Source organism: Anabaena sp. PCC 7938, from assembly GCF_049315035.1.
GTDB classification, from domain to species: Bacteria; Cyanobacteriota; Cyanobacteriia; order Cyanobacteriales; family Nostocaceae; genus Anabaena; species Anabaena cylindrica.
The window spans coordinates 1,554,169-1,579,556 of record NZ_CP186034.1 but is presented as its reverse complement, the minus strand read 5'-3'; the positions used below and the strand labels follow the sequence as shown (position 1 = coordinate 1,579,556).

The following is a 25,388-nucleotide window of genomic DNA, read 5'->3' as shown; positions in this document are numbered from 1 at the left end:
ACAGCTAGGCCGTATCCCTATAGTATACACTGTCATTTAGCTACTTTCCTGAAAACTAATATGAACAAGCAATTTGTACTAGTTAGTATTGTTTTTGCTGGGCATTTTCAGTAAACACCGAACGGAAGTAAGTACCATAAAGACAAGTCGAACAGATGATCTGTGATATCAATTAAGCTAACTGCAAAGCTTTTTTCGCTTCATTAGCGATCGCTTCCACTTCATCATTCACCAGAGTTGCTAAAATTGATTTGGCTTCCGCACCACCTAAATTACCTAAAGCTTGCACCACTCTATAACGCACTTGCCAATCTGGATTAGTTGTATAGGGAACCAAAAGAGGAACTGCTTCTACATCTCCCAACTCACCCAGGGAACTAATCGCAGCAGTTTGAATCAAGCCATTATTTGAAGAAAGTGCTTGTTTGAGCAGTTCCAAACCTCTTGGATCACCCAACTCTCCCAATGTAGCGATGATGCTAAACTGCACCAGCCATTCCGGGGTGGTATGATAAAGCTGTTGCAAATCTTCAAAGGCCGCGTGTAGTTTCAACGCACCTAAACAATCTGCGGCGGCTGCTTGCACATCAGCTTCAGGATCATTAAGTAAATCCCGCAAGAGACGCAAAGATAACTCTAAATCCTGCTCTCCCAGTGTATCCATCTGACTCACAGCAGAGTAACGGACACGGGAATTACCATCACCAATCGCAATTTGTAGTAATTCCAAACCAACTTTCGGTTCTAGTTCTCGGATTTGATTTACAGCACGTAAGCGATCGCCTAAATTCTCAGAATTCAGTAATTCTTTCACAGACTCAGCAGAAACACTCATTGAATTATCCTAAATTGTCAAATTGGTAATTGGTTTATTAATTTCCCCATCTTTCCCCCATCCTTCCCAGTTCCTACTCTGTAGCCATAGTGCGAATAATATCCCCACGAGTGAGAATACCAATAACTTGACCTGCATTGTCAAGCACAGGTAGACGATGAACTTTATGTTCTTGGATAATTTTTGCAGCTTCTTTGAGAGATTTATCAGGAGTAATAGTTAAAGGATTTTTACTCATGACTTCACCTACTGTTTGCCCCAAAGCCTTATGTAAATCCCGGTCATAAGTAGCAGGATTTTGTAAATAAATTACACTATCCAAAAACATAATGTATGCAGGAGGAGTGACACCAGTTTCTTGCCACATCAAATCTGTTTCTGAAATAATTCCCACCAATTTACCCGCATTGTTAATTACAGGTAAACCGCTAATTCGCTTTTCTGCCAAAATTTGGATAGCTTCTTTTAAAGGAGTTTCAAGACTAACCACAATAGGGTTAATAGTCATCACGTCAGCAACGGTTTTAGACATTTTTTTACTTACGCCTTTTAGAAAAGTCTTTTTAATTATTGTAGAAAATTATAGGGAATAAAAAAATACTGTTAATAGATTGTTACTTTTAAAAATAATCTATTCTTGTTTGGAACAGCTTTATAAAATAATCCAATTTTAACATAAAATATCTAACCATTTAGGAGATGATCAACAAAATACCCCACATGATATCAAACGTAATCAATACGAAAACCAGCCTAGATTTGATTTTTTACGGGTTATTTTGAATGAGCAAAAGTCCTATACTAAGATTGAAACTTATTTTTTAGATATTTTCGATGCAATTAGGTTATGGTATAAATCACCCCAAAACCTTGCACAATAAGAACTGTAGAGATTTTGGTTAATATTCTACCCCCCCTGAACGGTTACTCCTAAGCCAATACTTGTCAGTTAAGGTTAAAAAACGGAAATATGTAGGTTGAGTTGTTCGCATTAGCGTTGCGAAGCAATGGAACGTTCACGTAGTGTGCCGGAGGTATAACCAAACATTTACAGGCATTTGTTGGGTTTCACTTTGTTCAACCCAACCTACAAAAATTCTTAACCGAGCAGTATTGACTCCTAAGCCTTCTATTATATTTGGGCTAATAACAACAGTTTTAATTTTTAGGTTTAATTTTGAAAACGAGTGAATTTGGTAAAATTCCTAAATTTGAATTGAGCAAATAAATTCCTTCATTAAACCTCGTCCAAGTTGAGAAATGGAGTTTTTCAAAAGAGAACTCTTAACAGGGAAGAGTATAGGATTTAGGAACAAAACCCGATTAAGAAAAAACTATTGGTTTCAAAATAGAAATGGTTTAATTGGTGGATTATGCTGTTTCTAACCCACCCTACTTTTAGTCTTCAGGATTTATACCTAATAGTCGTAATTGTGCAGCTAATTTTTCGGCTCTTTGTCTTTCTTTTTCGGTTTGTTGTCTTTCTTGTTCTACTAATTCTAAACCCCACAATAACAGGTTTTTCTGTTCATCCCACCACCTTAACCACTTTCCTGCGCGGTTTTCTCTGAAACCTTCCCACACACTGAGATAAAGATTCATTTCCTCTATCCAATAAAATTGGTTTTCGTGAGGATCTTGCAAAGCATACAAACCTGTATTTGTATTCAAGCGATAGACTTCTAAATTACCAGTATCAGGTTCAAAAATAATGTAATTTGGCACTTTCAGAATACGTTCATAAAAAAACCATTTACCAGGAGGATAAGTTGGTTTAGTAGAGTACTCTGTTCCTTCTGTGTCAGAAATAAATTCCATGACTATACAAGGAATATCACCCTGTAGTTGAGGAGTGTAACTACGAATAACTTCTTCCCTATCTACTTTGATTTTAGGAATATAAGCCCAATCAGGTGCTTTAATCACAATTTTGCCATTCAAAGTAGCACAGATACCGTAATTTGTTGATGATAAGGCATTGCTTGGCAATTTTCCCGCTAACTCTAGAATTTCTGTAAGTGCTGCGGCCAGGCTTGGTTGATTGATATTGTCCACTGGTTCATCTGGAAGAATATAATCTTTGGGTAGTTTTTCCCAAGTGATTTTATAGTCTTGGGTAGTGGTGATCATGGTGAGTTTTCCTATATTCAGGTGAATCAATTTTTACCTGTTGGGAATATATTTATTTTAAGCCCTAGATTAGTAAATACATGACTTACGCAAACTTTTTGTTGTCATCTTGAAAGAAACGTAGTGTAGTGAAGTATATTGGAGATTCTTCACTTTGCTGAAGCTGTTTATCTTCAGGAATTTTGCTACAGAATGACATAATGACGTTGGTTTTACGTAAGTTCTGAAATATTCTCAAATTATAACTTTGGCGATGATTATTTTTTACTATTTTGCAAAGCTGTAATAATTTCTATATTGGCTTCAGGAAAAGTAAATTGATCTAACTCATTCAAATCCACCCAACGGATTTCAGCACATTCTATTGCTTGGGGAATACCTTGTACATGATGACAATGATGCACCGTCAACGTAACCTGCAAGTGTGTGTAAGTATGGTTAATGGTAATCAGATGTTCTCCTACTACAATTTCTATTCCTAGTTCTTCATGAATTTCTCTTTTAATACATTCTTGGATAGTTTCATCATGCTCAATTTTGCCCCCAGGAAATTCCCATAAACCACCCATTGTCCCTTGGGGAAGACGACGGTCAATTAAAATTTGTTTTTGGTGATTCCAAATAACGGCAACACCAATAATTTTATGGGGTACGGGACTAGTTACACTCATAGTTTAGGGTAGATGGATAAATTCAGTATTAATTCATAATAAAACTCGACAGGCTAATTTGATGCCTGCCGAGTTAAGGTTTATTTTCAAATCTTCTAATTATCAAGTTTTTACCCAAAATCTGTTAACCATTAGGCTGGCAAATAATACTGGATTTTGCAGAGGGGTGTTTTGTCCAGCCATGCTATGATTGTGACAAAAATTTCGTACTACTATTCAATATCGTGATTAGCTTCGTTTCCTTGCAAAACCATGTCAAAGTCCATTCTCTGTTCGGCGTTACGTAAGAAATAACCACTAATCATAGCGGAGGCCAGTAGCCTGCCTAAACTTTCTCGGCTGGTAGTAATGGTAACGCCAAAATGTTCTGGAGGCAGATTTCCCAAAAGTCCAAAGATATTACGTTCCATGACTTGAAATACTTCAGCAGAGCTAGGTTTAGATAGCTGGGTGACTGTTTCTGGACTTAAGGATTTAACGTATTGCCATAGTAAATTGCTAGTTTCAGATTCACTATCAAAAAATTCTGAGACTCGATTGGATTGGTTGCTCACTTTTTATCTCCTTTACTACAACTACTGACTGAGGTAATTGTGACTGAAATAATCAATAACCTATTATGTATTGGATGTAGCTGACACTTGTATATTCATATCAACTAATGTAACAGGTTATCTTTTTCCAGGGAGTCGTTTTAACCGTACCAAAATCAGGGTAGTTTTGCGAAAGCAGGGTGAAAAGGAGAACTATTTTTCCCCTTGCTCCCTGCTCCCTTTCCTCTTCTCAGTACCCAATCCCCTAACTAGCAAGATACTCATTGATGTTGGTTTTGGATTTGCGGAGTTTTGTTAAGGCTTCTCTCTCAATTTGTCGGACTCTTTCCCGACTGATATTGAGGATTTCACCGATTTTAGCAAGGGTTAAAGATTGCCCGTCTAATAAACCAAATCGCAGCTTAATTACTTCTTTTTGTTGTGGGGTGAGTTCTGCCATCATCCGCTCAAGGTCGTAAGATAATGAGGATTGCATCACGAAATCTTCTGGTGATGCACCTGTATCTTCCAAGAGTTCTCCTAGTTCAGTGTCGTAGTTATCTCCTAACCGTAAATCGAGAGATAAGGGCAGACGAGCTTTTTCTAGGCACTCTTGTACTTGTTTGGGTGTTAATTCTAACTCTTGAGCTAATTCTGTGGCTGTGGGCGCACGTCCTAACTTTTGGGATAGTTGGCGTTGTGCTTTTTTTATTTTGTTTAGTTTTTCTGTAATATGAATAGGTAGGCGAATTGTGCGAGCTTTTTCGGCGATCGCACGAGTGATGGCTTGACGTATCCACCAGTAGGCATATGTAGAAAATCTATAACCTTTGGTAGGGTCAAATTTTTCTACCCCTCGCTGCATTCCAATGCTGCCTTCTTGGATCAAGTCGAGTAAATCGACGTTACGCTTAATATACTTTTTAGCGACAGAAACCACTAACCGCAGGTTGGCTTCTACCATTTTGCGTTTAGCTGTTTCACCTTCTGCGATCGCTTCGTTCAATTCTACTAGTTCTATCTGTGCTGCTGCTGCCCATTCTTCTAAATTAGGTTGACGATCTAATTGGGTAGCAAGATTTTCCCTCACTTCATATAAGGCGGTACATCTTTGTACCTGTTTTCCATAACGAATCTCTTCTTCGTGGGTGAGGAGTGGCACACGGCCAATCTCACGCAGGTAAGTCCGCACGAGGTCGGTGGCTGTCTGAGCGGTCTTCATGGCGCTACTCTTTGGTGATGATGGGTTTGCTGGTAGTGTCATTAGCTAATAAGTGCCTTGTAAGGGTGCTACCCAGGTGAGATATGAAACCATGCTAAGGTTTGCAACTTACACGCCCGATAAACTCGGTTACTCATATTTAGTCAATTTATGCTTCTTAACTGCTAGACGTTACAGTGACTTTTTGATAATCACAAGTACCTAGAGTTAGATATAAGGTAATAAGTCGAACATTTTCGGTTGTATTTAGATTATTAATAATTGTAACATTTATGAGAATAATTTGACTACCGAGAAACCCGAAAATTCGTGGTCGCTTGGGGCCATCTAATGCCGTAATTTTACTCAGAAACCTATACCTGAACCTGTTCACGCAAATTCTTTTAAGGAAAAAAGACGTTCCTCATATTTGTTAAAATATCTCAATGTTAACCATAATGTTTCTTCTATAATGATTGCTTAACCTTTTTGGAATAGGGGCTGGGGACTGGGGACTGGGGACTGGGGACTGGGGACTGGGAAGAGGTTATAGATAATTCTCCCCTGCACCCTGCCCCTGCCCCTGCTTCCGACTAACTTATCGGGCAGTAATCTTGAATGGTTTTGACATCCAAGGTGGTGTTTTGCAGAGAACGGATAGCGGCCACTGTGGCTTTAGCTCCGGCAATGGTGGTAATAATGGGTATTTTGTAAGCTAAGGCTGTGCGACGGATTAACCTGGCATCAGTATGGGCTTCTTCTCCAGAAGGTGTGTTGATAATTAGTTGAATTTGTTGGTTTTTGATGGCATCGAGGACGTGGGGACGACCTTCATGAAGTTTGAGTATTGGCTCAATTTTTAACCCTTTTTCCTGAAGGACTTGACGTGTACCTTGGGTAGCTATGACGTTAAAGCCTAAGGCAATAAATTCTTTGACTACATCTACTGCAAGTGCTTTATCGCGATCGCTCATAGAAACAAATACACTACCCTTAAGAGGTAGCATTTCCCCAGCACCTAACTCAGCTTTAGCAAAAGCACGGCCAAAATCGCTATCAATTCCCATCACTTCCCCTGTTGAGCGCATTTCTGGACCCAATATGGTATCCGTACCGGGGAACTTACTAAAAGGTAATACTGCTTCTTTGACAGCAATATGAGAAGGAATAACTTCTTGAGTAAAGTTCAATTCCTCCAAAGTTTTACCCGACATAATTAAAGATGCGAGTTTTGCCAGTTGTATCCCTGTAGCTTTAGAAACAAAAGGTACTGTACGAGATGCTCTGGGGTTAGCTTCCAAAATGTAAACTTGGGGAGAATAACTATTTGCCCCGACTACGGCAAATTGAATATTCATCAAACCGACAACAGATAAAGCTTGCGCTAGTTGGACTGTCCAAGTGCGAATTTGATTTAAAACGGCTGGAGATAGGGAAATGGAAGGTAAAGAACAAGCCGAATCTCCTGAGTGAATACCCGCTTGTTCGATGTGTTCCATAATGCCGCCAATTACGACTCTACCAGTATGGTCAGCGATCGCATCGACATCAACTTCAATGGCATTTTCTAAGAACTTATCAATTAAAATCGGGTGGTCTGGTTCTACCAACACGGCAAAAGTCATGTAGCGTTCTAACTCTGCATCAGAATAGACGATTTCCATCGCCCTTCCCCCCAACACATAGCTAGGACGCACAACCACGGGATAACCAATGCGTTTAGCAACTATTAAAGCATCTTCATAACTTCTGGCCATGCCATTAGGCGGTTGGGCAATATTCAATTTATTGAGAATCTTTTCAAATCGCTCCCGGTTTTCTGCCATGTCGATAGAATCGGGCGATGTACCCCAAATTTTGGGAATGGGGAAATCAGGATGAGGAACAGGACATTGGTAAATATCACCACTCTCTAGTTGTTCTAAATATTGCTGTAAGGGAACTGCTAATTTTAACGGTGTTTGTCCGCCAAACTGGACAATTATGCCCACAGGGTTCTCCGTGTCGATGATGTTGAGAACATCTTCTTTGGTTAACGGCTCAAAATACAAGCGATCGCTCGTATCATAATCTGTAGAAACTGTCTCAGGATTAGAATTGACCATAATTGTTTCATACCCTGCACCATGTAAAGCATAGGCAGCGTGACAACAACAATAATCAAACTCAATTCCCTGTCCAATGCGGTTTGGCCCCCCGCCCAAAATCATTACCTTGGGTTTGGTGGTGGGTAAAACTTCCGTTTCTTCTTCGTAGGTAGAATAGTAATAAGGAGTCAGAGCTTCAAACTCAGCCGCGCAAGTATCTACAGTTTTGTAAACTGGAATCACTCCTAAACTCTTGCGGTAAGCCCTAACTTCATCTTCATTGGTTTTAGTAGCATAGGCGATTTGGCGATCGCTATAACCATCCCTTTTCACCGCGTACATTTGCTCTTTTGTCAACTGCTTTAAGGGTGTGCGTTTCAGGAATTTCTCCACTTCTAGCAGTTGTTGTAATTTATCTAAAAACCATGGGTCAATAGCCGTCAGTTCATAGATTTCATCATTACTCATCCCTAATTGCATTGCATGACGCACAGAAAAGATTCGTTCTGGGTTTGGTGTCCGCAATTGAGCGCGAATTTGTTCCCCACTGGGTAATTTTTCGGCTTTGTCACAACCCCAACCAGCGCGGCCAGTTTCTAAAGAACGCAATGCTTTTTGGAAAGATTCGTTAAATGTTCTGCCAATAGCCATTGCTTCCCCGACAGACTTCATTTGTGTAGTGAGAACCGGTTCAGAACCAGGGAATTTTTCAAAAGCGAAGCGGGGGATTTTGGTGACAACATAATCAATTGTCGGTTCAAAGGAAGCGGGGGTTTTCTTGGTGATGTCGTTTTGCAGTTCATTCAAGGTGTAACCCACAGCTAACTTAGCCGCTATTTTGGCAATGGGGAATCCTGTGGCTTTGGAAGATAAGGCAGAACTGCGGGATACACGGGGGTTCATTTCAATCACCACCACATCCCCATTTTCAGGATTGACGGCAAACTGGATATTAGAACCGCCTGTTTCTACACCTATTTCGCGGATAATTTTAATTGCCATATCCCGCAACCGTTGATATTCTTTATCAGTGAGGGTTTGGGCAGGGGCGACGGTGATAGAATCGCCTGTATGAATACCCATGGGGTCGAGGTTTTCGATGGAACAGATAATGACTACGTTATCTGCTAAGTCACGCATGACTTCTAGTTCATATTCTTTCCAACCTAGTAAAGATTGGTCTATGAGAATTTGCGACACGGGACTGGCATCAATTCCTACTTGTGCCATTTCTTCAAATTCTTCTTTGTTGTAGGCAATACCTCCGCCTGTACCTCCCATTGTAAAGGCTGGACGGATAATTAGGGGATATGTACCAATTTGGCGTGCGATCGCTTTTGACTCTTCCAAAGTCGAGGCTGTACCACTGGGACACACCGCCACCCCAATTTTAGCCATTGCTTCATTAAACAGTTTTCTGTCTTCGGCCTTTTCAATCGCTGGTAACTTCGCACCAATTAACTCGACGTTGTATTTTTCCAAAACACCATTTTTCGCCAAAGCCACAGCCAAGTTAAGGGCGGTTTGTCCTCCCATTGTTGGTAATAGAGCATCTGGACGTTCTTTTGCAATAACTTTTTCTACTATTTCCGGTGTCAGCGGTTCAATATAGGTGCGGTCTGCTGTTTCCGGGTCAGTCATAATCGTAGCTGGGTTAGAATTGACCAACACCACCTCATAGCCTTCTTCACGCAAGGCTTTACAGGCTTGAGTTCCAGAGTAGTCAAACTCACAGGCTTGGCCAATCACAATCGGACCAGAACCTAACAGTAGAATTTTGCGGAGGTCTTCACGACGCGGCATAGCTTTGTTACCTTGAAGTATAAAAATACAAATCTTGATTATTGTAAGGGTCTTTACCCCTCCTCATGCTATTTATTATCCAGTTTTCCGGTTTCTGTTGAGCCAGAGCCGAAAAAGAATAGGATGTTGGGCAAAAAATGCCTTTGTTTTCTTACAGTTACTTTTCAATTTTTATAGCTTAGATGGCAAAGATATTGATAAAAACTTTTATTTATGTATTTAATTCTAATAAAATTAATTGTCAATAAATTTAGAAATATCTGCTGTGGTTTTTATTTAAACAACAGTGCATATTAAATACGAACAGCAATTATTTTATATTCTGGTTAAAGAAAAATTTATTACCCAAATTTTTTGTTAAAAATAGCAGAGAGGGACAATGTCACCTTTCTGCTCAAAAATATTATTTTTTAATAGCTTGTACAACTAATTTACACTATTGCTAGATGAGATTAATTGCCATGATGTGAAGTCTAGTTTGCCGCAGGTTGAACATAACCTAATGTTAAACTATCCTTAGCCAAGAAGTGAGCTAAATGATAGGCTCTTTCTTCTGTTTTTAACAAGATTTTTTCATACAGATAGCGTGTGGCTCTATCTCCTAAACTCTCAGCCTGAGAAGCTTGACGACGAATTACGCTAATCATAGCTTGTTCTGCTACCAGGTCATTTTCGACCATCTTGCGGGCAGCATATGCGCCATCACTTTCCGGTTCAAAGCAGCATAATTCAGCTAATTTACTAAAGCTTGCCGCAGGTACACCACCCAAACCATTTAATCTTTCGCCAATTTCATGGATATGATCTTGGACTTCGGTGTAGCTGTCGTTAAAGAATTCATGCAGAGAATAAAATTCTGCACCTTCAACTACAAAATGGTGTTTTTGGTACTGCAAGTACAAAGCTTGGAAACTCGCTAAGACTACATTAAATCCTTCAACTACTGGAGTAGTTACACTGCGATCTAGCAAGACATGATTGTCGTATACTTGACCAAAATTTTGCAACAAAGTTTGTGTGTCAGACATAGTTCTCCTCGCTGTTTAGCAGTTTTATTTTTTTACTGCTTAGTTTTTATATATTAACATTGAAAAAACTGAAAGCAAGTCTATCAAATATTACAGAATTTTTAATTTTAACTGCTAGGAGAATTAAATTAATTCCCAAGCTAGATACTCAAAGTTGAATTTTTATGTAAATATCTAGATACTATACTTAGCGTTACAACAAATCGTGATTAAGCTCGAATAATAATTTATAAATATAAAAATGCAAAAAGTTTGCAAAATTAATGACAATATTTTGCACTTACGCTATTCTAATTAAAGAGGCTTAACTCTAACCAACTCCCTGTTTTGGGGAGTATATATCTTGTGTTTACTGCAAGTTTGTTGCACTTTGAGGGCAATTCGCTTGAAATCTTTTAGCTCAGAAACAGGAATAAAGCACGTTGTTGAGGTGAATTGGGCAGACCGTTGGCAAGTCTATCAGCGTTTAAGAGAGTTAGAAATTCCTTCTCGCTGCGAGACTAACCAACCATTACAAGTGCAAATTACCAGTCCCCAGGTAGTTGTTCAACTTTGGAGTGTGGTGCGACAATTCACCGCATCTCGTCAAGAGTTAATTTGTACTCTTGAACAATGTTGGCATAGTCGCTACCAAAAGTCTTAGTTGATTGACAGCTTATCTTCGTTGAAAAGAGGTGACAAAAATGAGTGTATCTCCCAGTGTAGAAGTAGCAGAATTTTGCCTTGAAGGAAGATTTTTAGAGTTTGTGATTAAAGACGGTTACAAGCTCAAAGGCTTATTGTTAGCAACTGTTGAAGGTCAATGCTATGTGAAGTTAGCGAAACATTTACGGGTAGCCTTTGATTTACGTCTACCTAAAGGTACTTGGCTGCAAGTTGTGGGGACAAAAAAGTACGACTCTAAAAAGGGACAAGAAACCCTCAAAGCAGAACGGGTAATGGCTGCAAGTTCGGAAATGGGAAGATTTACAGATCAAATTAGTCACACTATGAAGCAGTTAGAAGAAACTTCTGCGAAAAATTGCACCAAACAAAAATCGACTCAGACTAAAGCAACAATTTTGGTCTGCCAAAAGTCTGATTGTATGAAACGTGGTGGTAAGGCTTTGTGTCAGGCTTTAGAAAGAGAGTTGGAAAATAATGGTTTAGATAATGTAATTATTAAAGGCACTGGCTGTATGAAGAACTGTAAAGCAGGGCCAAATTTAGTCATGCCAGACAAAACTCGTTATAGTCGCATACAAGCTACACAAGTGCCAATGTTGATAGATAAGCATATTAATGGGGAAAGTCGGGAAGAAGCAAGAGATGTGGTGGTGAATATACCCAGTTATGCTGGAGTTTATTGAAAAGATTTTAAACCAATCAAAATACTTGTTGATACTCCATCAAAATTCAAAAGCCACGAGTAAAAGGCGCTTGATATTTGATAGCCCAGTGTGGCGTATGCCTGCGGTAGCTACGTCATATAAGCTATCAGAGTTCGGCGTTCGTGTAGCGTCCCGTTCCGCATGGAAGGCTCGCGGAAGCCTCATTCATTCATCAATCTGCTGTAATTAAATTTTTACTTACATCGAGTCAAGGTGACGGCGCAATTTACTACTAAAAATATCAATCACAGTCACTACTACCAATAACACCAACATCATAGTTGTGGCTTTGTTATATTCAAACCCGTCAATATAACTTTTCAACTGAAAACCTATCCCACCCGCACCAACTACACCCAACACAGAAGCAGCGCGGATGTTATATTCAAACATCCACAATGTATAGCCTAATCCCAAGGGTAATACTTGCGGTAGAATTCCATAGTGGGCCATTTGCATTCTTGATGCACCGATAACTTGTAATGATTCAAGAGAACGGGAATCTACGGATTCTATTGCTTGTTGGTAAAACTTGGCAAGATAGCCAATTGTATAGATTGATAAGGCTAATGTGCCAGCGGGTGCGCCTAAACCGGTTGCGGCAACAAATATCAAGCCCAGAATAATTGAGGGAACTGAACGAACGGAGTTTTGTAGTAAATTTGCTAACCAGCGCAACCATAAAGGTGCAACATTATTAGAACTAGCAACAGCTATTGGTAGAGAAAGAATAGCACCGATAGAAGTTCCCCAAAGGGACATCTGTATAGTTTCAATTAATGCCTTAATCGCTATATCTACAACCTTCCAATCTGGGGGGAATAACCTGACAATGAAATCGGTAATGTAAGGCCAGCTATTTTGTAATAGTTCAAAATCTACTTTTAAACCTTGTAAAGCCCAAGTATAAACCCCCAGCATTATTAAGATAATAAGCAGGGGCATTACCCAAGGGTGACGGTGTAGGAATGGGGAATTAAAAGATTTACTCATAAAATTTTTATGTATATTCCTACAAACTCAAAACTTGGGAAAATTGGGCTTGTAAGTTGTCACATTCTCCGTCATAAACTATGCGTCCTGCATCTAACACTATCGCTCTTTGGGCGTATTCTGCGGCTATGCCCAAATCATGTAACACTGTAACAATGGTTAAGCCGTGCTGGGCGTTGAGTTCTGATAAAATCTGCATCACTTGTTGGGATGCAACAACATCCAAGCCTGTGATAGGTTCATCAGCTAAGAGTATTTGGGGTGATTGTATTAAAGCACGAGCGATCGCAACTCGTTGTTGTTGTCCGCCACTAAGCTGACTAGTTTTTTGATATATTTGCTCTTTTAAACCCAGTTGCTCTAATAATTCTATGGCTAAAGTGCGATCGTGTTTGGGAAAACCAAATAAAGTTTGTCTTGTTTTTCTCACACCCAAACGACCACATAAAACATTGTCAATGGCTGATAATTGGCGAATTAGTCCACCACCTTGAAATAACATCCCAATTTCACGGCGGATTTTCGGCAATGATTGGGGAGTCATTTCCAGACCATTAATGTGAATTTCTCCCTTTACCAATGGGACTAATCCTACCAGCGATCGCAATAATGTAGACTTACCCGCACCATTGAGTCCTAACAAAGCAACAAACTCACCCTCATTAATATGACAATTAATGCCGTTGAGGATGGGACGATTCAGTGATGCCGCATAAGCCGTCTCTAGATTATGACATTCAATCAGTTTCACGCTGGTAATCAATAAATTAGTAATTGGTCATTCGACGTGGGGAGTAATTATTGTAGGGGTTGAGGATTGCCCTTTCCCCCTACTTTATTATGGTTCCATGCCAACGTTTTTTAATGCTTCCCGGACAGGTTTAAGATGACGATTGTGATCAACTCTGACCAATTCTGTAGAGTTATATAAACTTTTGAAAAGTGCGTTATTTTCAGGCTTGTTTAACTTCAGTAGAGCATTAATAATTTTTTCCCGCATTAGTACTGGAACATCATTATCTATGGCGATACCATGAGCAGGAACACCAGAAATTTTATGTAGCACCCGTAACTTGCTTTTGTCTTCAGCGGAGATATATGGGGGGAAAAGAGCATATTCTGATACTACCGCCACATCTGCTTGACCGCGCACTACTGCTTCTAAAGCTTTACCGTAACTACCACCATAGGCAATTTGACCGAAGAAACCATCCAAGCGGTCTTTATCAGGGACAAATCCCTGTTTAACTAACTCACTCACAGGGAAAATAAATCCAGAACCCGATGTAGGGGAAGTAAAGGCCATTTTTTTACCCCGCAGTTGTTCTAAAGTTGCTTTTGGAGTACTTTTGCTTTTCAGTTGGCTATTTGCGGGGACAACAAATATGGAGTTATAAGTAAATCTCCCCGAATAATTGGCGCGAACTTCAGCTAAGTACAAACGAGCATTTGCCAATTGTTCAGCCTTCAATGCGGGACGACTACTTAAAAAAGCCACATCAGCGCGATTTGCCCTCAATGCTTCCACTGCTGCTGTATCATCACCGATTTGCGCTTTTACGGGGATTCCCAATTCTTTGGATAAAAAGCTACCTACAGCGTTGGCTTTAGTTTGCAAATCTGTAGAATCAGAACGACTAGGAAAAACTATTGTTAGAGTTTTTAGTTTTTGAGCAAGTAAGCGTGGTACTGGCTGATTGAGATTGGGATTAGCCACTGTTGCTTGCATTCCCGCTAAGGTGCTGACAACTAACCCAGTTAGGGCGGCAAATGCCCCACTAGCAACCAATAAGCCCTTTTTGCTCACACCAACTTTATTAATATTCATTAGCAACAATTCTCAGTATTTTTGCAAATAAGTTTCAACTAGTTCGATAAATGAATTTAGAGCTTATAGGAACAAAAGTCAATAAGCAACTGTAAAAACTCGTGTATAAAATATATTAAATTAAATCAAATCAAGGACTGATATAGTCTTTCCTCAAACTTAGGCACTGTAAAAATTTACCGTGAAGCGGACGGAACGAAATTAGGTTATTTCGGGCTTTGTGAGGATGAAATTCACATCAATAGCACTCTCTAAAAAATTGTCAAAAACCCAGGTTTAAATCCTTGAAATCCTTACCCCTCTTCATCTCACAACCTATCCATTACCCGAATCTTTCTTAACATTTGCGAGAGCGATCTTAAATCCCCAACCCTTGATCCTCCGTTGTTGATTCTCAATAAAATGAGGTTTTTATCGAGAATAACAAGGTAAATTCTGTCAAGAGTGGTGTAATTTTTAAACATCAAAACCTTTATATTATAAGGGTTTCAAGAATGTTAAGAAAGATGTGGGTAAGGCATATATCTCACAACTAAGCAGTGAAATACTTCGCAGCAGGGTGATAAGTAATAATCGCCGTTGTAGACTGTTCAGGATACAATTGCTCACTTTCATCCATGTGCATCTTCATCCTGTCAACCCCCAACAACTCCAACTGCTTATACTGATCCTGAATATTCGGACAAGCAGGATAGCCGAAACTATACCGAGAACCTTGATAACGCTGCGCCAAAATATCCCGAATATTATCAGGTTCAGAATCACCAAAACCCAACTCCCGACGAATCCTAGCATGAGTCCATTCCGCTAAAGCTTCTGCCACCTGTACCGCCATACCATGAAAATACAGATAATCAGTGTATTGATGATTGGCAAATAACTTTTGTCCAAACTCCGTTGCAACTTCCCCCACGGTCACCGCTTGCATGGGGAAAACATCAATCAGTCCTGACTCCTTCGGTGCAAAGAAATCGGCAATACATAACCTGTTGAAAGATTTCTGACGAGGAAATTCAAAACTCGTAATTTGTTTTGATTGATTTTCTACATCATATATATGTAGAGAATTACCATCAGACTGACAAGGAAAATACCCATAAATTACATGAGGATGTAACAAATTTTCTTCAATAATTCTCTGTTTCCAACTTTCTAAAACTGGATAAACCTTCTCAGCCAAAAACGCTTGATATTCTTCCTTAGATTGTTCTTTTGGTTTACGGAATTGCCATTGTCCAGCCACCAAAGCTTGCAAATCTAAATACCAGAAGATCTCCTCCAAAGAAATATCATCAGGTTGTAAAAACTGAGTTCCCCAAAAAGGTGGTTTCGGACGTTCAATATCTATTATTACAACTTCCGAACGCCGAGTATCCACATCTTTTATAACACCAACATCTTCTCTTGTGGGATGGGTATCTTGCCCGTCATTTTCTGCAAAAGAGTGATGTCTATTTTCCTCAAATTCATCCAAAAAGCCCTGTGAATCATCCCAATTGCCCCCCACTTTTGCAGGCATTAATTTATCCATAAAATGCAAATCAGAAAATGCATCTTTGCCATAAACTACTTTACCTTTGTAGGTATTTTGGCAATCTTGATACACAAACTTAGGCGTTAACGCTGCACCACCTAAAATTACAGGTACCGTAATACCATTTTCGTTGAAAGTTTGCAAATTCTCTTTCATAAAAGCGGTAGATTTCACCAGCAAACCACTCATGGCAATACAATCAGGTTTATGCTGTTGATAAGCCTGAATAATATTTTCCACTGATTGCTTAATTCCCAGGTTTATCACTTTGTAACCGTTGTTAGATAAAATGATATCTACCAGGTTTTTGCCAATGTCATGAACATCACCTTTGACAGTTGCAATTACAAAAGTTCCCTTGGAATTATTCCCAGATTCCGACTTTTCCATGAACGGTTCTAAATACGCAACTGCCGATTTCATCGTTTCCGCAGATTGCAAAACAAAAGGCAATTGCATTTGTCCTGAACCGAACAACTCACCCACAACTTTCATCCCATCTAACAAAAATGTATTGATAATTTCTAATGGAGGAAATTGTTCTAAAGCCTTTGTCAATTGCGCTTCTAAACCAATGCGTTCACCGTCAATAATATGACGTTTCAAACGTTCTTGAATGGGGAGATTTTCATCAATTCCCGTGTTACGTTTTGTTTTAACCCCTGCAAAAATTGTTGTTAGTTCTCCTAAAGGATCATAAATGCAGACATCACCATCAAATTTCCGTTCATCGTAAATTAACTGACGACAAACTTCTTGATGCTGAGGTTCAATTTTAGCTAGTGGTAAAATTTTACTCGCGCTGACAATTGCTGCATCCATTCCCGCATTCATTGCTTCATGCAAAAACATCGAATTCAGAACCATCCGCGATGCGGGATTTAAACCAAAGGAAATATTAGAAACACCCAAAATTACATGACTTCCGGGCAATTCTCGGCGAATACGGCGAATTGACTCAATGGTGGCTTTACCATTTTCTCTATCTTCCTCAATTCCCGTAGAAATAGGTAAAGCTAAAGTATCAAAAAATATTTCTGTGGGGGCAAGCCCATATTCTACAGCTTGACGGTAAGCACGTTGGGCAATTTGAAACTTTTTCTCTGCTGTCCGCGCCATGCCATCTTCGTCGATTGTACCAATGACGACACCTGCACCGTACTTTTTGGCTAACTCCAACACTTTCAAAAATCGTGGTTCGCCGTCTTCATAGTTAGTGGAATTGAGCAAACACTTACCACCAGCTACCTTTAGCCCTGCTTCCATTTTTTCCCATTCGGTGGAATCGAGCATTAAGGGTAAAGTAACATTATTAACAATGCGAGAAACTAGCTCGTGCATATCACGCACGCCGTCACGTCCTACATAATCAACGTTAATATCTAGGATGTGTGCGCCTTCTTTAACTTGACTCCTCGCCATTGACACCAAACCATCCCAATCTTCCGCATTTAGTAAGTCACGGCATTTCTTAGAACCGCTGGCGTTGAGACGTTCACCAATAATCAAGAAAGAGTTATCTTGCTCATAAGGCTGAGTAGAATAAATTGACGCTGCTGCTGGTTCTAAACTCGGTTTTCTAACTTTCGGTTTTAACTCCTTGGCAATTTCTGCCAATTGTTGAATGTGTGCTGGACGTGTCCCACAGCAACCCCCAATCACTTGGACACCCAAATCTTCGATAAAGTGCATTAAAGACATTCTTAATTCAACAGGCGTTAGTCTGTAATGCGCTTGACCACCAACGTTTTCCGGTAAACCCGCGTTAGGAATACAGGAAACTACGAAAGGCGAATGTTCTGATAAATACTTGATGTGTGGTTTCATCAAGTCTGGGCCAGTGGCACAGTTTAAACCGAGAATATCTATGGGGTAAGGTTCTAGAATTGTCAGTACGGCGCTGATTTCTGTACCTACCAGCATTGTACCCATGCTTTCCATAGTTACAGACACCATTAGGGGTCTTCTTTCGCCTTTTTTAGCAAAAACTTCCTCAATTCCATTTAATGCGGCTTTAATTTGCAGTACATCTTGGCAAGTTTCGACGAGAAATAAATCGACACCACCATCAAACAAGGCTTCTGCTTGTTCAGCGAAGGAGGCTTTCATGGTGTCAAAATCAATATGTCCCAAGGTGGGGAGTTTGGTTGTCGGACCAATTGAACCGGCTACAAACCGGGGTTTTTCTGGTGTAGAAAATTCCGCAGCGACACTTTTGGCAAGTTCTGCGGCAGTTTTGGTGAGATAGTAAGCTTGGTCGGCTAAGTCATATTCTGCTAAAACTATGGACATAGCGCCGAAGGTGTCGGTTTCAATGACATCAGCACCAGCAGCGAGAAAGTCACGGTGAACTTTGGCGACGGCTTCGGGTTTGGTGTGGACTAGGTATTCATTACAACCTTCATACTGTGTGCCTCCAAAATCTTCCGCTGTGAGGTTTTGGGTTTGCAGGTTAGTTCCCATTGCGCCGTCAAAGACGATAACAGGACGTTTTGGACTATGCAGGTGTTCTAAGAAAGGATGTTTCATATTCTCTGAAATCAAGTTTGGTTAGTTTTGTGATTCTAGACTTAGTTTATTATTTTCCAAAATTTAGGCGTATTTTTTAGACAACAAGTATTTTAAATCTATGGATTGTTTATGATACTGATGATATATTTACGTTTAAACAAGATATAAAGCTTTTTATAATGAAAAAATAATGTACAATGAAGCTCAAACCCTTTCCCCACCTTCTTTTTGCCTTATCTGATCATAAATATTTACGCCCACCTACTCAGTAAAGTTAGACTTATAGACAGATGAATAAGTAAAAAATTTTATTTACCTTATATTTTAGTATAATAGATGTCTTTATTTTGCGAAATCAAGGTATTAATATTAACGTTAGCAATATTACCAGTATTAGATATATGAGATTTAGAGACTGGGCAACTAGAGTAATGCTAATCTTTTTTATGTTCGCTGCTCTGGTTTTAGCATTGTTTGTGGGTGGTTCCAGACAGACACAAAGTAATAAAATTACTTCAACTCCAGAAACTACAGCGTGGAGTCAATATCCACAGGCACAATTACAGTCGGTAATAACGACAGAAAATAAGGAGCCAAATTTACCTAAATCTCCAGTAAATACGAATAATATTCCTAAACTTAGTAAAGTTAATACTAGATATGCTACTACTGCGGCTTTTGCTAAATATAAACCTAATTTTGCTAAGGCTGATGTGCATCCTAGTAATTATGGAGAACGATATACCAGAGATGCTAATGGTGTACTTATAAATAATCAGGCAATTATTGTACTTCACGAAACTAGTAATTCTGCTTCTAGTGCGATTAATTTTTTTCAAACACCCCATGATGATGAAAATGTACAAGCTAGTTATCACGCTTTAGTTACTTTAAATGGGACAGTAGTTTATCTTGTTCCACCAGATAAACGGGCTTTTGGTGCGGGTAATTCTGTGTTTGAGGATGTTAATGGCCTGGAAACTGTGCAAACTAATCAAACTTTACCTCCATCTGTAAATAATTTTGCTTATCATGTGTCTTTAGAAACGCCTTCAGATGCTTGGGGTAAGAACAATCTTCAAGGTCATAGTGGTTACACAGATGCTCAGTACAATTCCTTGGCTTGGTTAATTGCTCAAAGCCAAGTTCCAGATGATAGAATTACCACTCATCGAGCTGTAGACCGTTCTGGACAAAGAGCAGATCCTAAAAGTTTTGATTTTGAGAAGTTTTTTAATGTACTTCATAGCTATCGGCAGCTAAGAACGTTTAATACTGCTAATAAGTAATATATGCACTTATAGCAATTACCATTCAAGTTAGGTACAAGCAGTAATAATTAAACGCAGATAATTTTGTACTTCATTAGACTAGGAAATGCTACATCATATTTGTTTGGGCTGGGAATAGGTAATTGGGAAGAGCAATTATCACATTAATTATCATTTCAGGCAATGTAAGTGTCAGCAAATTTTCTGAGTTTCATACATCAAAATAAGCTTTCACTCCAATAGTTTGTTAATTAAGTCAGTAAAAATAAGGTAGTAGAAATACAGAGATGAAATTAACTTAAACGATAAATATTTTACAAAAAAATTATCGTATCTTTTTCTGTTGTTAATTTAATAAACAGTAAATTGGTATTGTAGCTATCTAAAATCATAATCTTAATGTTTAAAAGATTTAAAACGACATTTGCATTGGTTCCTCTATCCTTGGCAGCAGTTGCCATAACAGGTTTAATAAAACCAGCTATGGCTGTTAATTTAGGAATCGCGCAAAACTATAATGTTTTTGTCTTTGGAGATATGAATCAAAGCTCAGATTCTGAAGGTCGTGTAGCTGTTGGTGGTAATGCAACATTGACTAATTTTGGAATTGCTGACCGTCTCAGTAATTCTAATGGCACAGATACTCGACTGGTAGTAGGTGGCAATTTAACCTACAATAATGGTCAGGTTTTTGGTGGTAATGCTGTTGTTGGTGGTACTGTTAACACCCCTGTATATTTTAACTGCTCTCCTAATTGTGGTGTTAGTTCAGGTAAGCCGATTGATTTTAATGCTGCACGCTCAGAGTTAACCAATCTTTCTAATTACTTGGGTGGATTAGTTTCTACAAATACTACAGAGTATAAATGGGGCGGAATTTACCTTCAGGGAAGCAATAGTGATTTGAATGTTTTTACGATTGATGGTTCCAAATTTTCTAGCAGCAGTTACTTCAATTTGCAAGGCGTAGGTAGTAATTCTACTGTAGTGCTGAATATTTTAGGAAACAGCGTTGATATCAAGGGTTTTGGCGATTTGACAGGTGTTAATAAGGAAAATGTTTTGTTCAACTTTGTGGACGCAACTCAAGTAACAACAACTGGGTTCTCATTCCAAGGTAGTGTACTTGCTACCAAAGCTAACGTTAATTTTTCTAATGGTAATGTGGAAGGTACTTTAGTTGCTTCTTCATTGTCTGGTAGCGGCGAATTTCACAATGTACCATTTACAGGAATTCTTCCTAATTTACCAGATCCAGAACCTCCTCACTATTGGAATCCTCCTGCGGAAGAACCTGTTGTTAACAAAGTTCCAGAACCAGGTAACACTTTAGGGCTATTGATTTTAGGAACTTTATTCATATTTTTGCGCCGTTCTCAAATTTTTTCCAAGTTGGCAAGTATGGTTAATTATTAGACATCTTTGAGAGTTAAATGTGCATGAATTAAAACCCTTGTACAGATGTTCCATGGAACGTCTTTACAATCTTTTTCACCAGATTTCTAATAGGAATGAATTGTAGAAAGCTCTGCTATCTTTCACTAAAGGAAGGCAGAGCCTTTTAATAGCATTCCCAGTCGGAGAATGGGAACGAGATAAACAGTTAATACTGCTAATAAATAACTGCTAAATAACTGCTTATTCAAAGTTTTTTTGTTTTTGCAGTTTATCAACTAGAATATGTACTTTTGTAGATGGGTTTGTACATCCATCTTCATTAGGATGTTTTTGTTCTAGTTGAATAGCATGATCAATTGCTTTTTCTTGATTTAGTTTGAGCTTTTGATATAAAAATTTATCACTTTTATTATAAGTTTCTCCTTTTTTAAGGATAGCTGCTTTTCTCATTTCAGTTTCTAGCTTTGGAGATAATTCTTTGTAACTACTAAATGGACTGGTAGTGTAACAATAATGTAGTAAAAACCAAAATTCAAAACAGGGTATTGATGTTATAGATGTAAAATTATATTCTTTTGCAGCCTTGAGAGCCTTTTTATATTTCTCTGGTTTATTATCATCATCAAATACACAAAAAACTTGATCAAATTTGATAGTATTACCTGTTTTGCTTTTTTCCTGGTTTTCTTGATATAATTTATAGGCTTCAGTGACTATCACAAGAGGATCACCACCAGAAGCTGGAGCTATTTTAATTGTAGTTGTTGGTGGTAATTTTAATTCTTCTTTCAGAGACTTAAAATAGTTATATTCTGTTTCTTGACCTTCAACTACAATCAAAAAATAGCTTCTAGATTCTTGATTTTTTGAACTTCGTCTTAAATTATTAGTAGACTTTCCCCTTTGCATAGATTTAGATACTTAACCCATTAATAAAAGGAATAGCACCATAGCGACCTAGTAGATAACCTTTTTGTAAAGATTCATCTTCACGAGGTCGAAAATCTAGTAATGGATATAGTTTAGTCATACTTTTATCTTTTTCTATAAACCAGACTTGATCAGGTCTAAATATTTCGTCATTCAAAAGCGTAGTATCGTGAGTTGTAAATATTAATTGAGCATTGTTTTTATTTATTTCTGGATCATTAAACATTTTTATTAATGCTTTAGAAAGCATTGAATGAAGACTTGTTTCTAGTTCATCTATTATTAATATTTCTCCATTTTGCAATACATATAACCAATATACTGCTATTTCAAATAAGCGTTGTGTTCCTGTAGATTCGTCTGCTATGTCAAATTCTATTTCTTGATCAGAATCATTCATTCTGTGAATTGTTACAATATCAGATTGTTCAAGAGTATCAATGGTTTCTTCAGCCATATATTGGAGATCAGCTTTTCGGCTAATAAATTGAAGATGAGCAGGATGCATTTTACTTAAGTCTTCGGATGTCAATCTAGGATCAATCTGAATCTTGACATCTGAAATACCAGTATCTGCCTCTGTTATTAATTTAGCAACTTTCTCCTTTAAAAAACTATCTTTATTTAAAATGCCAAGGGAAAAACCTATATCGGTATATCTAGGTTTAAGAATATTTATTTTTTCACTAAAATATTTAAATATTTCTCTTAATTGAGGATGATTATTTTGTGCAGCATGAGATAAAAATAAAGAATTAGATCGGACAAATCTTCTAATAATTTTTTTCTCTCCCTTCAGCCCTCTACCAAAAGACCATTCATAACCTTCATCTGATTGTAATTCTAGATTGTCTGGCAGATATTTTCGAGAAAACCAATTTTGTTGTCGTTCATTTGGATATGCAATTAACCATTCTTCATAAATTCTTTCTTGATTTAAAGAAATTCCATATTCATAACGCATACCTTTATGAATAAAAATTACTTCAAATGTGGTAAGTTGTTTGGCAGATTCACTGTTGAGTATAAATGGTTCAACAGGTAATGGTTCACCAGTTTGCATCTTACTAGCTGAGTTGACAATCAAATTTATTAGCGTTTGTATGGCGAGTAATAAATTACTTTTACCTGAAGCGTTAGCACCATAAATTACAGCACTCTTAACTAAGCGTAAATCCTCATTATTCGGCATAGGAAAAGTGTGACTATCCAAGAGGTGTTCATCTTCAGAAGCTACCATACTCAATGTTTGCTTTTCCTGTATTGAACGATAATTTTCTACGCTGAATTCTACAATCATGACTCTATTCTTAGTTGATTATTTATACATAACCCGCAAATTCTTATAAATAGTAAAAACTGTACTAGTTTTTGACTTGCTAATGTTTAGCTTATGGTAATTTAGCTTAACAATAAACTTCTATTTGCGGTATTACCAAGCTTACAGAAGTAGTAATTACATAACTCTGTTTGCCTAAAATACAATGGAGGGCGGGGTTTCCCCGCCCCTACAGGCTTGATAAATGTGTTGAAATTAAGGAAGTATTATTTACTGAAGCTGTAAATTTGCTGTGTTTCCAAGCGATCGCTCAACGATGATGGTGGTGTATCATGGGAGAAATGCTGCCGATCTAGTTGTACTTGCAAATTACTCAAGGGATCACTACCGGCAGAAATGAGAAATTCTAGCTTGTGGATGTAGGGTAAGTTGACTAGTTCATCGAGTATTTGGCAGATTGCTTGCAGGTAAGGATGACCATTTTGCTGATACCAATTTGATTCAGCCACATTGGCTTGGTCAAAACCCAAGTGTACAGTTAAAGATGGTTTATCAAATAGTGCGATCGCTAATGGACGAGCTTCTTCCTGTAATAATAAATCATTCGTTTTCGCTAAATGGCGCAGTTTTTCTAACCTTTCATAGCGTTTGATCACTAATTGCGGGTCATCTTCCCAATGCAAAGCTACTGTCACCAGATAACTTTGTAACAACATATGCCCCAATTTTTTTGCTTTCGTCGCTAGGTAATAGGAATTGTAATCATTAGCCTCAATTAACAAAGGTAAACGATCCACCACTTCCAAACCATAACCCTTGACACCAGCAATTTTACGGGGGTTATTTGTGATTAGGCGAATTTTTTTAATGCCTAAATCCATCAGCATTTGCGCTCCCATACCGTAGTCCCGCAAGTCAGCTGGAAAGCCCAAACGCTCATTTGCTTCGACTGTATCCAGTCCCATATCTTGTAAAGAGTAGGCTTTGAGTTTATTAACTAAACCAATACCCCGCCCTTCTTGTCGCAGGTAGACAACAACACCTTGACCGGCAGATTCAATCATTTTCAATGCTGCTTGCAATTGCATTCGACAATCGCAACGCAGAGAACCCAAAGCATCACCTGTTAGACATTCTGAGTGCATTCGCACCATGACGGCATCATCGTGGAAAGTTGCAGGATCTCCTTTGACAATTGCGACGTGTTCCGTATTATCTAGGGTGTGACGATAGCCGTAAATATCAAATTGACCAAATTGACTCGGTAGCTTGGTAACAATTTCTCGATATACCAAGCGATCGTTTTGGAGACGATAACTGATTAAATCGGCAATGCTAATAATTTTTAGCTTATGATTTTGGGCATATTGTACTAACTGCGTTAACCGCGCCATTGAACCATCAGGGTTTTGAATTTCACAAATGACCCCGGCGGGATACAATCCAGCTAATCGAGCTAAATCCACTGCTGCTTCCGTATGTCCTGCCCGTTTCAGGACACCTCCTGCCCTAGCTCGCAGTGGGAAAATATGACCAGGACGGCGTAACTCTTCCGGTTTTGTGGCTGGGTTAAGAGTCACTTGAATAGTACGGGCGCGGTCTTCCGCTGAAATGCCGGTGGAGACACCTAAATGGGGGCCAGCGTCAATGCTGACCGTGAAGGCAGTTTGGTTAGTATCTGTCAGAGTACTTACCATTAATGGTAAGTCTAGTTCATCCAAGCGATCGCCTGTCATGGCTAGACAAATTAGCCCTCTAGCTTCCACTGCCATAAAATTGATCATGTCAGGTGTGGCAAATTGGGCGGCACAAATTAAATCGCCTTCATTTTCTCTATTTTCGTCATCTACTACCACAATGACACGACCTGCTTTGAGGTCGGCCAAAGCGGCATCTATCGAATCAAATTCAAAAGCTTGGCTAGTCTTAGGCTGTGACACAGAAAATTTCCAGCTACCAACGTAAATTTTTTTTACAATTTCTTAT

19 protein-coding genes are annotated in these 25,388 nt (G+C 38.7%); 4 read left to right on the top strand and 15 right to left on the bottom strand.

The genetic code is table 11. The annotated features are described in order from the left end of the window. Positions 1-172: 172 nt before the first annotated feature. From nblB to ACOWPH_RS07305, 8 genes are all read right to left on the bottom strand, one after another. Positions 173-835 (bottom strand): phycobilisome degradation protein NblB, encoded by a 663-nt coding sequence (gene nblB, locus ACOWPH_RS07340; protein WP_015214768.1) that lies wholly within the window; start codon positions 833-835, stop codon positions 173-175. Positions 836-908: 73 nt separating this feature from the next. Next, positions 909-1,367 (bottom strand): CBS domain-containing protein, encoded by a 459-nt coding sequence (locus tag ACOWPH_RS07335; protein WP_015214767.1) that lies wholly within the window; start codon positions 1,365-1,367, stop codon positions 909-911. An 866-nt stretch (positions 1,368-2,233) separates the two neighbouring features. After that, positions 2,234-2,965, bottom strand: a complete 732-nt coding sequence (locus tag ACOWPH_RS07330) for a Uma2 family endonuclease (RefSeq protein ID WP_015214766.1) — start codon at positions 2,963-2,965, stop codon at positions 2,234-2,236. 257 nt (positions 2,966-3,222) lie between these two features. Continuing rightward, complete coding sequence (gene mutT, locus ACOWPH_RS07325) at positions 3,223-3,636, bottom strand: 8-oxo-dGTP diphosphatase MutT (protein WP_015214765.1); 414 nt, start codon at positions 3,634-3,636, stop codon at positions 3,223-3,225. A gap of 212 nt (positions 3,637-3,848) precedes the next feature. Continuing rightward, positions 3,849-4,190, bottom strand: a complete 342-nt coding sequence (locus tag ACOWPH_RS07320; protein ID WP_015214764.1) for a DUF760 domain-containing protein — start codon at positions 4,188-4,190, stop codon at positions 3,849-3,851. Positions 4,191-4,434: 244 nt separating this feature from the next. Continuing rightward, positions 4,435-5,391 carry an RNA polymerase sigma factor, RpoD/SigA family gene (locus ACOWPH_RS07315; protein ID WP_015214763.1) on the bottom strand — a complete coding sequence of 319 codons (957 nt, stop codon included), beginning with the start codon at positions 5,389-5,391 and terminating at the stop codon, positions 4,435-4,437. Positions 5,392-5,963: 572 nt separating this feature from the next. After that, the gene (carB, locus tag ACOWPH_RS07310; protein WP_015214762.1) at positions 5,964-9,260 is read right to left on the bottom strand and encodes a carbamoyl-phosphate synthase large subunit; all 3,297 of its coding nucleotides are present in this window, start codon (positions 9,258-9,260) and stop codon (positions 5,964-5,966) included. Between the two features lie 473 nt (positions 9,261-9,733). After that, positions 9,734-10,288 carry a Dps family protein gene (locus ACOWPH_RS07305; protein WP_015214761.1) on the bottom strand — a complete coding sequence of 185 codons (555 nt, stop codon included), beginning with the start codon at positions 10,286-10,288 and terminating at the stop codon, positions 9,734-9,736. Positions 10,289-10,673: 385 nt separating this feature from the next. Here ACOWPH_RS07305 and ACOWPH_RS07300 point away from each other — a divergent pair, with 385 nt between their 5' ends. Beyond that, positions 10,674-10,931 carry an Asr1405/Asl0597 family protein gene (locus tag ACOWPH_RS07300; protein ID WP_042465986.1) on the top strand — a complete coding sequence of 86 codons (258 nt, stop codon included), beginning with the start codon at positions 10,674-10,676 and terminating at the stop codon, positions 10,929-10,931. A gap of 40 nt (positions 10,932-10,971) precedes the next feature. Continuing rightward, a complete protein-coding gene (locus tag ACOWPH_RS07295) occupies positions 10,972-11,637 on the top strand; it encodes a (2Fe-2S) ferredoxin domain-containing protein (protein ID WP_015214759.1) in 666 nt (221 codons plus the stop codon). Between the two features lie 219 nt (positions 11,638-11,856). Here ACOWPH_RS07295 and phnE read toward each other — a convergent pair whose 3' ends face one another. The 4 genes from phnE to metH form a co-directional block, all read right to left on the bottom strand. Beyond that, entirely contained in the window at positions 11,857-12,651 is a 795-nt protein-coding gene (gene phnE, locus ACOWPH_RS07290) for a phosphonate ABC transporter, permease protein PhnE (RefSeq protein ID WP_015214758.1), read from the bottom strand. 19 nt (positions 12,652-12,670) lie between these two features. Next, positions 12,671-13,402, bottom strand: coding sequence for a phosphonate ABC transporter ATP-binding protein (locus ACOWPH_RS07285; protein WP_015214757.1), 732 nt, complete (start codon positions 13,400-13,402; stop codon positions 12,671-12,673). Positions 13,403-13,489: 87 nt separating this feature from the next. After that, entirely contained in the window at positions 13,490-14,479 is a 990-nt protein-coding gene (locus ACOWPH_RS07280; RefSeq protein ID WP_015214756.1) for a phosphate/phosphite/phosphonate ABC transporter substrate-binding protein, read from the bottom strand. Between the two features lie 532 nt (positions 14,480-15,011). Beyond that, positions 15,012-18,542: a methionine synthase gene (metH, locus tag ACOWPH_RS07275; RefSeq protein WP_015214755.1), complete on the bottom strand. Its 3,531-nt coding sequence runs from the start codon at positions 18,540-18,542 to the stop codon at positions 15,012-15,014. A 383-nt stretch (positions 18,543-18,925) separates the two neighbouring features. Between metH and ACOWPH_RS07270 the strand changes: the two genes are divergently transcribed. Further along, positions 18,926-19,813: a peptidoglycan recognition protein family protein gene (locus tag ACOWPH_RS07270; protein WP_015214754.1), complete on the top strand. Its 888-nt coding sequence runs from the start codon at positions 18,926-18,928 to the stop codon at positions 19,811-19,813. A gap of 381 nt (positions 19,814-20,194) precedes the next feature. Beyond that, complete coding sequence (locus tag ACOWPH_RS07265) at positions 20,195-21,211, top strand: choice-of-anchor A family protein (RefSeq protein WP_015214753.1); 1,017 nt, start codon at positions 20,195-20,197, stop codon at positions 21,209-21,211. 222 nt (positions 21,212-21,433) lie between these two features. Here the strand turns inward: ACOWPH_RS07265 and ACOWPH_RS07260 are convergent, their stop codons facing one another. From ACOWPH_RS07260 to ribBA, 3 genes are all read right to left on the bottom strand, one after another. Further along, positions 21,434-22,102: an RloB family protein gene (locus ACOWPH_RS07260; protein ID WP_015214752.1), complete on the bottom strand. Its 669-nt coding sequence runs from the start codon at positions 22,100-22,102 to the stop codon at positions 21,434-21,436. 4 nt (positions 22,103-22,106) lie between these two features. Further along, entirely contained in the window at positions 22,107-23,423 is a 1,317-nt protein-coding gene (locus ACOWPH_RS07255) for an AAA family ATPase (RefSeq protein WP_015214751.1), read from the bottom strand. A gap of 245 nt (positions 23,424-23,668) precedes the next feature. Then, positions 23,669-25,342 (bottom strand): bifunctional 3,4-dihydroxy-2-butanone-4-phosphate synthase/GTP cyclohydrolase II, encoded by a 1,674-nt coding sequence (gene ribBA, locus ACOWPH_RS07250; RefSeq protein WP_015214750.1) that lies wholly within the window; start codon positions 25,340-25,342, stop codon positions 23,669-23,671. Between the last annotated feature and the right edge of the window lie 46 nt (positions 25,343-25,388).